Below are 15,195 nucleotides of genomic sequence, written 5' to 3'. Positions count from 1 at the left end.
GAACGTCACCGGCGGGCTCACGAGATTCACCAGCGGAGCGCGACTCTGGGCGTATCCCCCGCGCCCACGTTCCCTCGAGCTCGATAGCGCTAAGCGCTTGGCTCAGCCTTGCACGATGTAGGCCTGGAGCTGCTCCTGGGCCTGCTCGAGCTCGTCCATCCGGTTCTTCACCACGTCGCCGATGCTGACGATGCCGACCAGACGGCCGTCCTGGACCACCGGGACGTGACGGATGCGCCGCTGCGTCATCAGCACGGTCAGGTGATCGACGGTCTCGTTCGGATCGCATGTCGCGACGTCCGTCGTCATGATGTCGGAAACGCCGGCACTCAAGATCGCTGCGCCCCGCTCGTGCGCACGCCGCACCACGTCGCGCTCGGAAACGATACCGACGATGCGCTCGTTCTCGACAACCACAAGCGCACCGACGTTCTTCTCGGCCAGCACGGCCAAAAGCTCGGTGACGGTCGCGTCAGGAGCTATCGTGGCGACCTCGGTGCCCTTCTTCCGTAACACTTCGGCGATCCGCATCGCACACCCTCCCCGGTAAGGGTCAACAGCGACATTCCCAGAAGGCTAACCCGGTCGGCGCGCCACGGATAGCCACAAGCGAGTGGACCTTTCCGCCACTTTCCGTACCAAATCGCCCATAAACCCCCAGGGGGCAGCCGCGCGGACGGCGCGGATTGCCCCGAACAGCGCCGGAGTTCGGACACACAGCGACGGCCGCCCAGCCGTGCAAGCCGCACCCAGCGGCACGCCGACATGGGTGCGCCCAGCGGCGCGAAAGCCGCTCAGGGTGTCAGGGACCGGTCAGCCCTGCAAAACTCGCCCCGCGGCGCAACGACCGCTCCGCCGTGCGAGACCCGTCCAGCGGCGCAAGACCCGCTCAGGGTGCTCGGGCCGGCCAGCGGTGCTGAAGCCCAGCGCGCCGACGAGGGCCGAACTGGCAGCCATGCCGCCCGCCACCAACAGTTCCTGGCCACGCGGTGTCAGGCTCGCAAACCGTGGCCCAAGGACCGAAACCACGACTCGCCGGACAACGTGGCAGCCTCGGCATCGAAACCTCCACCGCGGGAACCGCCCCGCACAGCGCGAAGGGCGCCGACCGTGGTCGACGCCCTTCGATGCGCGGGGAGCGCAGAAAGTGATCAGCTGCAGCCCGACGTGGCGCCGCAACCCTCACACACGTAGCAAGACCCAGCAGGCCGCATCTTCGTGCCGCACGTCATGCACAGCGGAGCATCCGCAGCCTTGCCCAGCCGCAGCTCCATCAACTCGGTCGTGGTGTGGGCACCACTGACATCCGGAGTCGACTCCTGCTCCTTGGGCTGCGGCTTGGCCGAAGCCTCGACCCCGCTGCGCAGCGCCTCCAGGTCGACTTCCTCCTCGTCCGGCGCGTGACCCTGCTCCTTGGCGACCATCGCGGCCCGCTCCTCGGCGGTGAAGATGCCCAGCGACGCCCGCTTCTCGTACGGCAGGTAGTCCAGCGCCAGCCTGCGGAACAGGTAGTCCAACACGCTGGTGGCCATCCGGATGTCCGGGTCGTCGGTCATGCCGGCGGGCTCGAAGCGCAGGTTCTGGAACTTCGAGACGTAGAACTCCAGCGGGATGCCGTACTGCAGACCCACCGAGATCGAGGTCGCGAACGCGTCCATGACACCCGCCAGGGTCGACCCCTGCTTGCCGAGCTTGACGAAGATCTCGCCAAGGCCGTCGTCGGGGTACGAACCCGCGGTCAGATAGCCCTCGGCGCCACCGACGGTGAACGACACGGTCTGCGACGGACGCTTCTTCGGCAGGCGCTTGCGCACCGGCCGGTACTCGACGACCTTCTCCTTCTCCTCCGCCGAGTCCTTCTTGGCCGTCGACAGCGGCTGACCGACCTTGCAGTTGTCCCGGTAGATCGCCAGCGCCTTCAGGCCGAGCTTCCAGCCCTGGAAGTAGATCTCCTTGACGTCGTCGATCGTGGCCGACTCCGGCATGTTCACCGTCTTGGAGATCGCACCGGACAGGAACGGCTGCACCGCCGCCATCATCCGCACGTGCCCCATCGGCGCGATGGACCGCTCACCCACCGCGCAGTCGAACACCTCGTAGTGCTCCGGCTTCAGACCCGGCGCGTCGACGACGTGCCCATGCTCGGCGATGTACTCGACGATCGCCTCGATCTGTTCCTGCTGGTAGCCCAGCGACTTCAAGGCCAGTCCGACCGTCTGGTTCACGATCTGCATCGACCCGCCGCCGACCAGCTTCTTGAACTTGACCAGCGAGAAGTCCGGCTCGATGCCGGTCGTGTCGCAGTCCATCATGAAGCCGATCGTGCCCGTCGGCGCCAGCACCGACGCCTGCGAGTTACGCCAGCCGTGCTTCATGCCCAGTTCGATGCCGCGCTGCCACTCACGGGTGGCCAGCTTGCGGATCGCCGAGTCGTTGGTGTGCAGCGTGCGGATCGCGTCGTTGGCCGCGGCGTGCTTGCGCATGACACGCTGGTGCGCCTCCGCATTGCGGGCGTAACCCTCGTACGGCCCGACCACCGCGGCGAGCTCCGCGGAGCGCCGGTACGACGTACCCGTCATCAGCGACGTGATGGCTGCCGCGAGCGAACGACCACCCTCCGAGTCGTACGCATGCCCCGTCGCCATCAGCAAGGCACCCAGGTTCGCGTAGCCGATACCCAGCTGACGGAACTTGCGGGTGGTGTCGGCGATCGCCTCGGTCGGGAAGTCCGCGAAGCAGATCGAGATGTCCATCGCGGTGATGACGAACTCGACCGCCTTGACGAACAGCTCCGCGTCGAACGTGCCGTCCTCGCGCAGGAACTTCATCAGGTTCAGCGAGGCCAGGTTGCAGCTGGAGTTGTCCAGGTGCATGTACTCCGAGCACGGGTTCGACGCGGTGATCCGACCGGACTCCGGGCACGTGTGCCAGTCGTTGATCGTGTCGTCGTACTGCAGACCGGGGTCGGCGCATTCCCATGCCGCCCGCGCCATCTTCTCGAACAGCTCACGGGCGTCGACCTCTTCGACGACCTCGCCGGTGGTGCGGGCCCGCAGGCCGAACTTGCCGCCCGACTCCACCGCGCGCATGAACTCGTCGGAGACGCGCACCGAGTTGTTGGCGTTCTGGTACTGCACCGACGAGATGTCCGCGCCACCCAGGTCCATGTCGAACCCGGCGTCCCGCAGGGCCTTGATCTTCAGCTCCTCGCGGGCCTTGGTCTCGATGAACTCCTCGATGTCCGGGTGGTCGACGTCCAACACCACCATCTTGGCGGCCCGCCTGGTCGCGCCACCCGACTTGATGGTCCCCGCGGACGCGTCCGCGCCACGCATGAAGGAGACCGGGCCGGACGCGGTACCGCCGGAGCTGAGCAGCTCACGCGACGACCGGATCCTGGACAGGTTCAGGCCCGCGCCGGAGCCGCCCTTGAAGATCAGGCCCTCTTCCTTGTACCAGTTGAGGATCGACTCCATGTTGTCGTCGACCGAGAGGATGAAGCAGGCGCTGACCTGCTGCTTCGACGACGTGCCGACGTTGAACCAGACCGGCGAGTTAAAGCTGAACACCTGGTGCAGCAGCATCCAGGTCAGCTCGTGCTCGAAGATCTCGGCATCGGACTCCGAGTGGAAGTAACCGTGCTCGATGCCTGCCTTGGTGTAGGTCTTCACCACCCGGTCGATCAGCTGCTTGAGGCTGCGTTCCCGGGACGGCGAGCCCACCGCGCCGCGGAAGTACTTGCTGGTGACGATGTTGGTGGCGTTGACCGACCAGAACGACGGGAACTCCACACCGCGCTGCTCGAAATTCACCGAGCCGTCCCGCCAGTTGGTCATCACCACATCGCGCTGCTCCCACTCGACCTCGTCGTACGGGTGCACGCCCTCGGTGGTGAAGACCCGCTCGAGCTTCAATCCGGCTCGCTTGGCCCCCTTCGCCTTGCCGGACCTGCCCGACGCGTGGCTCGTCCCCACGGTCTCCGTCATGCCAACTCCCTCACTCCAGCGCTGCGCGCCCACGCATCGCGCCCTTGCTCATTTCCTGCTGTCGCCGGACGACGCGCCGCCATCCGCTTCGTCCTGCTGCGACTCGGCCATCGCTGCCCGCAACTCCGCGATCTCCTTCTCGAAGTCCTCGATGGACGAGAAGGAGCGGTACACGCTGGCGAACCGCAGGTACGCCACCCCGTCCAGCTCACGCAACGGCCCGAGGATGGCCAGCCCGACCTCGTGGCTCGGCACCTCCGCCAACCCGGCCGACCGGATGGTCTCCTCGACCTTGTGCGCCAGCTGCTGCAGGTCGTCCTCGCTCACCGGACGCCCCTGGCACGCCCGGCGAACGCCGTTGACGACCTTCTCCCGGCTGAACTGCTCGGTCACGCCGGACCGTTTCACCACCGCGAGCACCACCGTCTCGGACGTGGTGAACCGGCGCCCGCATCGCGAGCAGGACCGGCGCCGCCGGATCGCCTGACCGTCGTCCACTTCCCGGGAATCGACGACCCGCGAATCCTCGTGCCTGCAGAACGGGCACCGCATCTCGCGACCTCCGGGACCTCAACGATGGCAGACCACACCAACCCTCACGTCCAGCCTCCGTTGGACTCCCCGAACGCGGAATTGGTGATCGTTCTGTGGATGGACGGTGGATATCCGCCGCCCAGCTGTGGACAACTACTTCAGCTATCTTAACCCAAGTTGTGGAACAACTACACGCATGTAACTACTACATGTTGGGGTCGACACTAGAACGCCGCAAGCCGGTTCGCAACTCTCACACGGGTGAAGTCCGCTACGGAATCGACCCCTCACCCTCCGTCGACAACGGCGGTGAAAACCGCCCGAATCGCCCCTCTCGGACCTGTCAACCGAACGGCACAGCCAACTCTCAGCCCACATCGGGACACGCTCCGCCGGCCGGACCGCCCCACACCCGGCCGCACCGCCCACAACCGGAACATCCGCCAGCCACTCGGCCCGCAACGGAACGCGCCGAGCCGGCGAACGAACTCCGCGATGAGGCGTGTACCCGCTCATTCGAGCGGGGTTGCGGTTTGCCTGATCTCGCTGATCTTGTTCGCGATCACCGATCCACGCCGCTCAGCCCCGCGACTGAACGGGCACAGTCAGCGCATAACCGGGAGCCACGTCCGCCGCGGTCACCCCGTTCAGCTCCTTGATGCGCTCGACCACCGCACGCGGGTCACTCTCCGGCGCGTACTTCGCGGCGACATCCCACAACGTCTCCCCCGGCGCGACCGACACGACCGCCGTGTCGGCCGGCACTTCTGCGGACACGCCGTGCGACAGACTTCCCAGCAGCATCCCGAACGCCACGACCACGCCCGCCACGGCAACGGCGACCGCGACGAACAACGGCCACTGGCGCACCATCCGCCGAGGGGTGCACGCCGCAACACCGAGCCGGAGCCCGGCAGCCACCCGGCCTGCCCGCGGCGGTCGCCGCAATGCCTCCTCGGCCGTACGCCGTGGACGGGTGGCTCGCTGCACAGCGACATGCCGCCGGCTCCCTCGCGACACCGAGCTGCGCGTGTATCCCTCGCTCGCAAGGACCGCCATGCTTCCTCCTCGTGCCGTCGGCCCGCGGCCGGCAGCGACTCGAACATCCGTTCGCCGAACACCTGATCGATGTGTACCACGGGGGTCCGACAAAATCGAGAGATGACCGGCGTGTCGTTCGAACGCGTGTTTGAAGTTGGCCGGATCACGCGTTACTGTCGGTGACGCGACGTACCCGGATGTCGCGGGATCAGCCTGGGAGGACAGCGGTGGCACAGCAGCCGAAGGAAGGCGCACGGCAGCGCGGGGGCGCGAACAAGGACGCGGAGAACGTGCGCGAGTTGCCCAAGCCCGCCAAGCACGGCGACCTCACCGTGCGCCAGGGCCAGATCCTGGAGGTCATCCGATCCTGGGTGGACCGCCTCGGCTACCCGCCGAGCGTGCGGGAGATCGGCGACGCCGTCGGCCTGAACTCCACGTCGTCGGTCCAGCACCAGCTGCTGGCCCTGCAGCGCAAGGGCTACCTGCGTCGGGACCCGAATCGCCCGCGCGCGGTCGGCATCGTGCCCGCCGACGCTCCCGCCGCGCGCAGCATGGAAGATGAAGTCGCCGAGGAGCAGTCCCGGCCGCAGCCGGCGTACGTCCCGCTCGTCGGCCGCATCGCCGCCGGTGGTCCGGTGCTGGCCGAGCAAGCCGTGGAAGAGATCTACCCGCTGCCGAAGGATCTGGTCGGCGAGGGCGAGCTGTTCCTGCTGACCGTCACCGGTGACTCGATGATCGACGCGGCGATCGCGAACGGCGACCTGGTGGTCGTCCGTCAGCAGCCGACGGCCGACAACGGGGAGATCGTCGCCGCCATGATCGACGGCGAAGCCACGGTGAAGACGTTCAAGCGCAAGGACGGCCACGTCTGGCTCATGCCGCAGAACGACGCGTACGACCCGATCCCCGGCGACGAGGCGTCGATCCTGGGCAAGGTCGTTGCGGTGCTGCGGCGGCTGTGAGCGGTCGCTAGCGACGGCGACGACGTAGCCTGCCGAGCCCGAACCACAGCACGGCGACCGCGATCGCCGCGACGGCCAGCGCCGGCAGCTTCGACCGTTGCTGCTCGTCAGTGTGCTCGGTTCGGCCGTCCCGCGCGTCGGAGGCAGCTTTTCCAGCGTCGCCAGGGGTCACGGACGCGACCTTCTCCACGGCCTTCGGAACGGCCCGAATCGGCTCCCCCACACCCTCACTCGCCGACAGCAACGTGCCGTCCGGATCGAACGCGATCGCCTCACCTTGCGGCTCGTTCGGTAGCGGGATGCGCACCGGCTCTCGCCCGAGCGCGGCGACGACGTCCCCGTCCGGTGCCGGGTAGAGGTACGCATCGGTGTAGGTGCGCAGCGCGACGACCTTGCCGTCGTGGCTCACCGCGCCACCGGTGACCAGGATCGACCCGACAACGCCCACCTCTTCCGGACCGCCCGGCGTGTTGCTGACACCGAACCCGACCGTGCCGACCTTCTCCAACGGGGTCGGGCCAGGACTGCGGAGCTTGCCGGTCGGCCGATAGATCTCCGACGTGCCCAACACGTTCTTGGTGATCAGGTGGGGCACGCCGCGCCGGTCGAGCACAATCGCTTCGGTGTCGTGTTGCCCGTCCGGATAGGTCATACGGTGCAAGCTGGCGCTGCCGTCCTGGCGCACCTTGATCACGGCCACGGTGTCGCGCGACTTGCCGTTGTCGCCGGTGTCGGACAGCCAGAGGACCCCGTCGGGCGCAAGCGCGAGGTCCTCCACGTCATACGGGTCGATGCCGGCGGTGATCGTGCGCTGCACCCGGCAGTTACGGTCGAGGACGAAGACTTCGACCTGCGTCCCGCCGTCGTTGACGGCGAACAGCTCCTGCCCGTTCGAAGCCAGCCCGGACAACTCGGCCAGCCGCTCGTCCTGCACCGTACACACGGTTCTCGGCGCGGAAGCCTCCGCGGTCGCCGGCCAGCTCAATGCTACGGCGACAGCTCCGCACGATGCCAGGACCGCCCGCCGTCTGCGTCGATCACCGCGCGGTGGCGCCATCGACGGAGAACTCTTTCAGCGCCGCGGCCAGGTCGGGATTGACCCGGGCGCTCAACCTGGTGCCCTCGGGGCGATGCTCCTCGATCAACACTTCGCCTTCGGCGTGCGCCCGAGCCACCAGCTCACTGCGCGCGTACGGGACGAGCACCTCGACCATCATTGTGGGCCGCGGCAACCTGCCCGCGATCGCGTCGATCAGCTTGTCGACGCCTTCGCCGGTGCGGGCCGACACCACCAACGCCTCCGGGAGCAGGTGCCGCAACCGCGCCAGGCTCATCGCGTCCGCCAGATCGGCCTTGTTGATCACCAGCAACTCCGGCGGCAACGCCACGCCCTGATGCTCGGAGATCTCCCTGAGCACCTCGCGCACGGCCGCGACCTGCTCCTCCGGAGCGCCATCGGCGCCGTCCACGACGTGCAACAACAGGTCCGCGCCCGTCGCCTCTTCCAACGTGGAGCGGAACGCGTCGACCAACTGGTGCGGCAGGTGACGCACGAACCCGACCGTGTCGGTCAACGTGAACGTCCGGCCGTCCGGTGTCTGCGCGCGCCGCGTGGTGGGATCCAACGTGGCGAACAGCGCGTCCTCCACCAGGACACCGGCTCCGGTGATCGCGTTCAGCAAGCTGGACTTGCCCGCGTTGGTGTAACCGACGATCGCGACGCTGGGCACCTCGTTGGCCTCCCGGCGGCTGCGCTTGGTCCTGCGCACCGTCTCCATCGACGCGATCTCCCTGCGCAGCTTCGCGATCCGCTTGTTGATGCGCCTGCGATCCGTCTCCAACTTCGTCTCACCGGGGCCACGCAGACCGACACCACCGGTCGCGCCACCTGCGCGCCCGCCAGCCTGCCGGGACAGCGACTCGCCCCAACCGCGCAAGCGCGGCAGCAGGTACTGCAGCTGCGCCAGTTCGACCTGCGCCTTGCCCTCCCGCGAGCGGGCGTGCTGCGCGAAGATGTCCAGGATGAGCGCGGTCCGGTCGATGACCTTGACCTTGAGCTTGGCCTCCAGCTGCCGCAGCTGACCGGGCGAGAGCTCACCGTCGACGATCACGGTGTCGGCGCCGGTCGAGCGCACCACGTCGGCCAGTTCCGCCACCTTGCCGGAGCCGATGTAGGTCGCCGGGTCCGGCCGATCGCGACGCTGCACGAGACCTTCGAGGACCTGCGAGCCCGCCGTCTCCGCCAACCGAGCGAGCTCGGCAAGGGACGCCTCGGACTGCGCGGCCGTGCCCTCGGTCCACACCCCGACCAGCACGACCCGCTCCAGCCGCAGCTGGCGGTACTCGACCTCGGTGATGTCGGTGAGCTCAGTGGACAAGCCGGCGACTCGGCGGAGCGCGGCGCGGCCCTCCAGCTCCCACTCACCGACCGACAAGTCGGATTCACCCTCGCCGAGTCGCTTGTCCTTGCTGTCCGGCACTTCGCGCCGGTTCGTCGTCTCTGTCATATACCTCCATCGTCGCACGGCAGCGCCGCGACGACGAGTTCTTTACTGCTGCGCGGCCCACCAGGCGTCGGTCAATTCACCGGACGCGACGAACTCGGCGGGGCCGGTCATGGTGGCTTCTCCGGTCGCCACGCGAACGTCGACGCGCCCGCCCGGCATGTGGACGGCCCGGGAGCCCTCGCTCGCACCGAGCAAGTGCAAGTCCGCGGCGGTGACGGCCACTGTCCCGGTGCCGCACGCGCGGGTCTCGCCCACGCCACGTTCGTGCACCCGCATGCGGAGCGCCCCGTCGACCCGGTTGACCAGCTCGACGTTCACGCCGTGCGGAAAGTCCGCCTCGTCGTACTGGGGTTGATCACGCAAATCGAATGTGCTGACGTCCTTGTCAACAACGCAGACCAGGTGGGGATTCCCGACGTCGACGGCCAGCCCGCGCACCGCAACGCCGCCGACCACCGCGGACGACTCCCCGGTGACACGGACCGAGCCCATCCGCACGGTCACCGACATGTCGTCGTGTACCTGCACCGCCCGGTCGCCCGCACGCGTGGCCACGGTGAACGCCCTGTTCGACGTCAGCCCGGCTTCGACGAGGTAGCGCGCGAACACCCGGACCCCGTTGCCGCACATCTCGGCGATCGAGCCGTCCGCGTTGCGGTAGTCCATGAACCACTCGGCCGCGGTGCCCTCGAGGCCGGCGACGGACGCACGCACCACCCGCAGCACGCCGTCGGCGCCCAGCCCACGCCGGCGGTCGCACAACGCGCGCACCCGCGCAGGCGTCAGGTCGAGACTGCCGTCCGCGTCGGGGAGCAGCACGAAATCGTTCTGTGTGCCGTGGCCTTTGCGAAAACTGATGCCCACCACGTCAGGCTACGGGGTTTCGGCCAGTTGCTTCATCGCGCGGGTGACCAGATCCGGATCGCCCGCGTCGAGCCAGGTGATGCGCTTGTCCCGGCGGAACCAGGACCGCTGCCTGCGGACGAACCGGCGGGTCGCGCGGGCCGTTTCCGCAGCCGCCGCGGCGAAGTCACCGTCGCCGTCGAGCGCTTCGATGACCTGCTTGTAGCCCAGCGCCTGGGACGCCGTCCTCCCTTCGCGCAGCCCCTTGTCCAGCAGCTGCCGGACCTCGTCCACCAAGCCCTGCTCGAACATGCGCTCCACCCGGGTGTCGACGCGGGCATCGAGTTCCTCCGGCTCCCGGTCCAGGCCGATCAGCACGGTGCCGTACCGCGGCGGCCCCGGCTTGGGCATGGTGGCGGAGAACGGCCTGCCGGTCAGCTCGATGACTTCCAGCGCGCGCACGATCCGGCGAGCGTTACTCGGCAGGATCGCCTCGGCGGCGGCCGGGTCCCGTTCGGCGAGTCTGGCGTGCATCGCCTCCGCACCGACCCGGTCGGCCTCGCGTTCCAGCCGCCGACGGATTTCCGGATCGGTACCGGGAAATCGCAGGTCGTCGACGACAGCCTGGACATACAGCCCGGAGCCGCCGCACAGAACCGGCACGACACCGCGCGCCAACAGCTGTTCGACGACGGCCCGGGCATCGCGTTGGAACGCAGCCACCGAGGCCGTTTCGGTCACGTCGAGGACGTCCAGCAAATGGTGCGGAACGCCGCGGCGTTCGGGTATCGGCACCTTCGCCGTGCCGATGTCCATGCCGCGGTACAGCTGCATCGCGTCGGCGTTGACGACCTCACCGCCGAGGCGCAGCGCCAGCTCGATGGCCAGGTCCGACTTGCCCGTCGCCGTCGGGCCGACGACGGCGACCGGACGCAGATCCGCATCACCGCTTGCCGGTGTCGTCACGTTCGTTCCCAAGTCGCAACGTGGTAGCCCACTCCGAATGGCGTGTCCGAGTACAACAGCTTGCCGACCCAGCGATCCTCACCGAGAACTCCGGCGGCAACCTGCCACGCGGCGCGTCCCATCGCGCCCAGTTCGGTGGCCAGCCGGGAGTCGATCTCGGCGATCGCGGCGGCGTCGGGAGAAGCCAGGGCGGCGGCCGCGCGCGCGTCGAACTCGGGCGCTCGGTCGTCCGGACGCGCCGGTGCACGCTCACCGTGGCGGATCGAACCGTCACCGAGAACAAGGAGCACGGCAGGCTCCGCCGTGTCGTCGAGCTGCGCACCCAACGCCATGCACTCTTGCGGCGACAGCGCCGGCGGCACCAACTCGACCTGCACCGACTCGGCGCCGACCTGCGCACGCAGCCAACCCGCAACCAGGACCGGAAGAGGCGCATCCGGCTCGAGCCGACCCTGCGCCGCGCTGGACAACGCCACCGGCACATCGACGCCGTAGCCCGCGAACGTGCTGCGCGCCGACGGTGGCACGGTCCGGCGCGGGCCCGGCCAGACGCCCACCGCGTGCCACCTCGGGCATCCCTCGGCCAGCCATGCGGCCGCCTCCAGCACCGCATCGCGCACGTCCGCAGTGTCCGCCACCGAGCCGGGAACCAGGTCCGGAACCAGCAGCGGGGGGTTCGGCACCACCGCCACCCGCGTGATCATCGAACTCCTCCGCGCCGGCATTTTCTCGGCACACCACGGCTGGTGCCGGCGTCAGCTCGAGGCTACCGGGCGCGCGGATCGACGGTTCCGAGTACCGCGTTCGCCACTGACCTGCTTCAATTCGGACTTGGCACCGGAAAAAGCGGTGCAGCAGAGTCCGGCCCCGCCGCACGGCGGGGCGCCGGCGGGGTGAACCCGTACGGCACGCAGTCAGACAAGGGAGCCGGCCATGGCCGACGACAAGGCGATCGATCAGCAGTCCAGCACCGCCCCTGCGCCCAGCGAGGTGCTGCAGCACGGGCACGTGAGCATCGCACACGCAGCGCCACCGGTACCGCATGCCGAGACCGATCCGCGCCGCTGGGGGCGCATCGACGAGGACGGCACCGTGTACGTGCGCACCCCGGACGGTGAACGCGCGGTCGGTGTGTGGCAGGCGGGTTCAGCGGAGGAAGGCCTCCAGCACTACGCGCGCCGGTTCGACGACCTGCGTACGGAAGTCGAGCTGCTGGAGGCGCGGTTGTCCTCCGGAAGCGGCAACCCCAAGCACGCGCTGCAGTCGGCCACTCACCTGCGGGACGGCCTGAACGAGGCTGCCGTCGTCGGGGACATCGAAGCGCTGCGGGCCCGGCTCGACCAGGTCATCGAGCATGCCGAGAAGTCGCTCGGCCAAGCCAAGCAGGAGAAGGAAGCGGCCCGCGCGGCGGCCATCGAGCGGAAACAGGCGCTGGTGGCCGAAGCCGAGGACATCGCGGAGAACTCCATGCAGTGGAAGGCGGCCGGGGACCGGCTGCGCGCCATCTTGGACGAGTGGAAGACGATCAAAGGCATCGACCGCAAGACCGACGACGAGCTGTGGCGTCGGTTCGCCAAGGCCAGGGACGCGTTCAACCGCAGGCGCGGCTCGCACTTCGCGGAGCTGGACCGGCAGCGGGCGGCGGCCAAGGCACGCAAGGAAGAGCTGATCGCCGAGGCCGAACAGCTGTCCGACTCGACCGACTGGGGCGCCACGGCCGCGCGCTTCCGCGAACTGATGTCGGAGTGGAAGGCGGCCGGGCGAGCGCCGAAGGACACCGACGACGCCCTGTGGCAACGGTTCCGCGCCGCGCAGGACGCCTTCTTCTCCCGCAGGGCAGCGGTCTTCTCCGAGCGGGACGCCGAGTTCGCCGAGAACGCCAAGCGCAAGGAGGAGCTGCTGGCGGAAGCGGAGAAGATCGACCCCTCGGTCAACCTCGAGGCGGCCAAGGCACAGCTGCGCAAGCTGCAGGATCAGTGGGACGAGATCGGCAAGGTACCGAAGAACCGCATCCGGGAGCTGGACGGCAGGCTCAAGGCGGTCCAGGACAAGGTCCGCGCCGCCGAGGAGTCGCGCTGGCGCAAGACCGACCCCGAGGCGCAGGCCAGGGTGGAGCAGTTCCGCGAGCGGGTGCAGCAGTTCGAGGAACAGGCGGCGAAAGCGCGCGGTGCGGGCGACACCCGGCGGGCCGAGCAGGCGGAGCAGCAGGCAGCGCAGTGGCGGGAGTGGCTGGCCACCGCGGAGCAGGCGCTCGCCGACCGGTGACGGTCGACGCTCGAGGGCCCGGGGTTCCCGGGCCCTCGTCGTCCGTTCAGTCCACGCGCGACCACGCGGTGCGCAGCCAGGCACCGGCCAGCAGCAGCATCGCCACCACGGCGATCACCATGCCGATGCCCGGTCCGGAGCCCACCTCGCCGGACGCCCCCGCGGACTGCTGCGACCAGATGCCCAGCACGCCGTCGACGGTCGCGATGCAGCTACCGACCGCGCTGACCCAGGCCAGCCACCAACGGCGAGCCAGCAACGTCAGCGCCGAGGCCACGATGCCTGCGCCGGTCGAGGTGAACGCGAACAGGCGCGGGATCGCGCCGTCCTCGCCGTAGACGAGCACTTCCCAGCCTGTCGAGTCGCCCACCCACGGCAGCAGCTGGGCGATCATCACGACGAACACCAGAACCGCGATGAAGAATCCGCGCGGCCCCGGGTCGATCCGCTTCGCCGCGCTGCGACCGATCTCGTCGATCTCGCTGGCCAGCTCGGCAACCTCCGGATCCGGCTTGCCCGACTTCGGGTCGGCTCCCGCATCGGGCGCGTTGTCCGATCCGCCCTGGGAGCGCGAGTCGAACCCGGAATTCTCGTCCGTCAGCATGCCGAGCAGCCTCCCGTCGCGGGCACCGGCTTCGGCTTGCCGATCGTCGGCAGGCCGAGGCTGATGCCCTTGGTGTGCGGCCGCTGGCCCGCTTCGTGATTGTCGCCCGCCCGCGTGCGGCGGTGCGACAGTACCGGTCCTTCGGCGACCAGGTGATGCGGCGCGGCGTAGGTGATCGTGGTCTCGACGATGTCTCCCGGACGGACGGCGCGGTCGATCGCCGAGCCTTCCGGGGTGAAGTGCACCAGGCGGCCATCGCGCGCGCGGCCGCTCATCCGGTGCGTTTCGGCGTCCTTGCGACCTTCGCCGGTGGCGACCAGCAGCTCGACCTTCTGACCGACCAGCGCGCGGTTCTCCTCCCAGGAGATCTCGTCCTGCAGCGCGACCAGCCGGTCGTAGCGCTCCTGCACGACCTCCTTGGGCACCTGGTCGGGCATCTCCGCGGCGGGAGTGCCGGGACGCTTGGAGTACTGGAAGGTGAACGCACCGGCGAACCGGGCCTGCCGTACCACGTCAAGCGTGGCCTGGAAGTCCTCCTCGGTCTCGCCGGGGAAGCCCACGATGATGTCGGTGGTGATGGCGGCGTGCGGGATCCGCTCCCGGACCGACTCGAGAATGCGCAGGAAACGCGCGGATCGGTAGGACCGGCGCATCGCGCGCAGGATGGTGTCCGACCCGGACTGCAACGGCATGTGCAGCTGCGGGCAGACGTTCGGCGTCTCGGCCATCGCATCGATGACGTCGTCGGTGAACGCGGCCGGGTGCGGCGAGGTGAACCGCACGCGCTCCAGCCCGTCGATGGAGCCGCACGCGCGCAACAGCTTGCCGAACGCGTGCCGGTCGCCGAACTCCACACCGTAGGAGTTGACGTTCTGCCCCAGCAGGGTCACCTCCAGCACGCCCTCGGCGACCAGCGCCTCGACCTCGGCGAGCACCTCGCCGGGCCTGCGGTCGCGCTCCTTGCCGCGCAGCGACGGCACGATGCAGAAGGTGCAGGTGTTGTTGCAACCGACGGAGATCGAGACCCAGCCGGAGTAGGCGGATTCGCGGCGCGCGGGCAGCGTCGACGGGAACGTCTCCAGCGACTCCAGGATCTCCACCTGGGCTTCCTTGTTGTGCCGGGCACGCTCCAGCAGCACCGGCAACGAGCCGATGTTGTGCGTGCCGAACACCACGTCGACCCACGGCGCTCGCTTGACGATCTCGCCGCGATCCTTCTGCGCCAGGCAACCACCCACCGCGATCTGCAGGTGCGGGCGCTGCTTCTTGGTGGCCGCAAGATGCCCCAGGTTGCCGTACAGCTTGTTGTCGGCGTTCTCCCGGACCGCGCACGTGTTCAGCACGACGACGTCCGGCTCCTCCTCGCCCGCGGGCTCGTAGCCCGCGTCCTCGAGCTGACCGGCCAGCCGTTCCGAGTCGTGCACGTTCATCTGGCAGCCGAACGTGCGAATTTGGTACTTGAGCGCCACGCATCCAGGGTAGGCCCT

Annotated in this window: 13 protein-coding genes; 2 read left to right on the top strand and 11 right to left on the bottom strand. The window is 68.9% G+C overall.

The features are described 5' to 3' along the window. Positions 1–102: 102 nt before the first annotated feature. The 4 genes from YWM_RS0100290 to YWM_RS25485 form a co-directional block, all read right to left on the bottom strand. Entirely contained in the window at positions 103–531 is a 429-nt protein-coding gene (locus YWM_RS0100290; protein ID WP_028849027.1) for a CBS domain-containing protein, read from the bottom strand. A gap of 620 nt (positions 532–1,151) precedes the next feature. Continuing rightward, complete coding sequence (locus tag YWM_RS0100285) at positions 1,152–3,986, bottom strand: vitamin B12-dependent ribonucleotide reductase (RefSeq protein WP_028849026.1); 2,835 nt, start codon at positions 3,984–3,986, stop codon at positions 1,152–1,154. A gap of 48 nt (positions 3,987–4,034) precedes the next feature. Beyond that, the gene (gene nrdR / locus YWM_RS0100280) at positions 4,035–4,538 is read right to left on the bottom strand and encodes a transcriptional regulator NrdR (RefSeq protein WP_028849025.1); all 504 of its coding nucleotides are present in this window, start codon (positions 4,536–4,538) and stop codon (positions 4,035–4,037) included. A 561-nt stretch (positions 4,539–5,099) separates the two neighbouring features. Continuing rightward, entirely contained in the window at positions 5,100–5,579 is a 480-nt protein-coding gene (locus YWM_RS25485) for a LysM peptidoglycan-binding domain-containing protein (protein WP_028849024.1), read from the bottom strand. Between the two features lie 209 nt (positions 5,580–5,788). Here YWM_RS25485 and lexA point away from each other — a divergent pair, with 209 nt between their 5' ends. Continuing rightward, entirely contained in the window at positions 5,789–6,523 is a 735-nt protein-coding gene (lexA, locus tag YWM_RS0100270) for a transcriptional repressor LexA (RefSeq protein ID WP_028849023.1), read from the top strand. 7 nt (positions 6,524–6,530) lie between these two features. On the opposite strand, the gene YWM_RS0100265 is transcribed toward lexA, so the two are convergent. Genes YWM_RS0100265 through YWM_RS0100245 form a run of 5 tightly spaced genes read right to left on the bottom strand, consistent with a single transcriptional unit; the run spans position 6,531 to position 11,543 of the window. Continuing rightward, positions 6,531–7,580, bottom strand: coding sequence for a hypothetical protein (locus YWM_RS0100265; protein ID WP_245565865.1), 1,050 nt, complete (start codon positions 7,578–7,580; stop codon positions 6,531–6,533). Next, complete coding sequence (gene hflX / locus YWM_RS0100260) at positions 7,561–9,030, bottom strand: GTPase HflX (RefSeq protein WP_028849021.1); 1,470 nt, start codon at positions 9,028–9,030, stop codon at positions 7,561–7,563. Before hflX ends, YWM_RS0100265 begins: the two co-directional genes overlap by 20 nt. A gap of 42 nt (positions 9,031–9,072) precedes the next feature. Beyond that, entirely contained in the window at positions 9,073–9,897 is an 825-nt protein-coding gene (gene dapF, locus YWM_RS0100255; RefSeq protein WP_084612099.1) for a diaminopimelate epimerase, read from the bottom strand. A 6-nt stretch (positions 9,898–9,903) separates the two neighbouring features. After that, entirely contained in the window at positions 9,904–10,839 is a 936-nt protein-coding gene (gene miaA, locus YWM_RS0100250) for a tRNA (adenosine(37)-N6)-dimethylallyltransferase MiaA (protein WP_425426446.1), read from the bottom strand. Further along, positions 10,836–11,543 carry a class III extradiol ring-cleavage dioxygenase family protein gene (locus tag YWM_RS0100245; protein ID WP_028849018.1) on the bottom strand — a complete coding sequence of 236 codons (708 nt, stop codon included), beginning with the start codon at positions 11,541–11,543 and terminating at the stop codon, positions 10,836–10,838. Before YWM_RS0100245 ends, miaA begins: the two co-directional genes overlap by 4 nt. 229 nt (positions 11,544–11,772) lie before the next feature. On the opposite strand from YWM_RS0100245, the gene YWM_RS0100240 reads away from it, so the two are divergent. Then, on the top strand, positions 11,773–13,104 hold the full coding sequence (locus tag YWM_RS0100240; protein ID WP_028849017.1) for a DUF349 domain-containing protein: 1,332 nt from the start codon (positions 11,773–11,775) through the stop codon (positions 13,102–13,104). Positions 13,105–13,150: 46 nt separating this feature from the next. Here YWM_RS0100240 and YWM_RS0100235 read toward each other — a convergent pair whose 3' ends face one another. Both YWM_RS0100235 and miaB read right to left on the bottom strand, forming a co-directional pair. After that, on the bottom strand, positions 13,151–13,708 hold the full coding sequence (locus YWM_RS0100235; protein ID WP_245565864.1) for an Rv2732c family membrane protein: 558 nt from the start codon (positions 13,706–13,708) through the stop codon (positions 13,151–13,153). Further along, complete coding sequence (miaB, locus tag YWM_RS0100230) at positions 13,702–15,177, bottom strand: tRNA (N6-isopentenyl adenosine(37)-C2)-methylthiotransferase MiaB (RefSeq protein ID WP_028849015.1); 1,476 nt, start codon at positions 15,175–15,177, stop codon at positions 13,702–13,704. The genes YWM_RS0100235 and miaB overlap by 7 nt, the downstream gene beginning before the upstream one ends. Positions 15,178–15,195 lie beyond the last annotated feature (18 nt).

Origin of the sequence: Thermocrispum municipale DSM 44069 (assembly GCF_000427825.1) — a bacterium.
In the GTDB taxonomy this organism is placed as follows: domain Bacteria; phylum Actinomycetota; class Actinomycetes; order Mycobacteriales; family Pseudonocardiaceae; genus Thermocrispum; species Thermocrispum municipale.
This window is presented reverse-complemented; position numbering and strand designations above follow the sequence as displayed.

Bases quoted from the DNA above. Each gene is read 5' to 3' on its own strand.
- YWM_RS0100245 (WP_028849018.1), bottom strand. From the start codon at position 11,543: ATGATCACGCGGGTGGCGGTGGTGCCGAACCCCCCGCTGCTGGTTCCG.
- YWM_RS25485 (WP_028849024.1), bottom strand. From the start codon at position 5,579: ATGGCGGTCCTTGCGAGCGAGGGATACACGCGCAGCTCGGTGTCGCGA.
- YWM_RS0100285 (WP_028849026.1), bottom strand. From the start codon at position 3,986: ATGACGGAGACCGTGGGGACGAGCCACGCGTCGGGCAGGTCCGGCAAG.
- YWM_RS0100290 (WP_028849027.1), bottom strand. From the start codon at position 531: ATGCGGATCGCCGAAGTGTTACGGAAGAAGGGCACCGAGGTCGCCACG.
- YWM_RS0100240 (WP_028849017.1), top strand. From the start codon at position 11,773: ATGGCCGACGACAAGGCGATCGATCAGCAGTCCAGCACCGCCCCTGCG.
- nrdR (WP_028849025.1), bottom strand. From the start codon at position 4,538: ATGCGGTGCCCGTTCTGCAGGCACGAGGATTCGCGGGTCGTCGATTCC.
- YWM_RS0100235 (WP_245565864.1), bottom strand. From the start codon at position 13,708: ATGCTGACGGACGAGAATTCCGGGTTCGACTCGCGCTCCCAGGGCGGA.
- hflX (WP_028849021.1), bottom strand. From the start codon at position 9,030: ATGACAGAGACGACGAACCGGCGCGAAGTGCCGGACAGCAAGGACAAG.
- YWM_RS0100265 (WP_245565865.1), bottom strand. From the start codon at position 7,580: ATGGCGCCACCGCGCGGTGATCGACGCAGACGGCGGGCGGTCCTGGCA.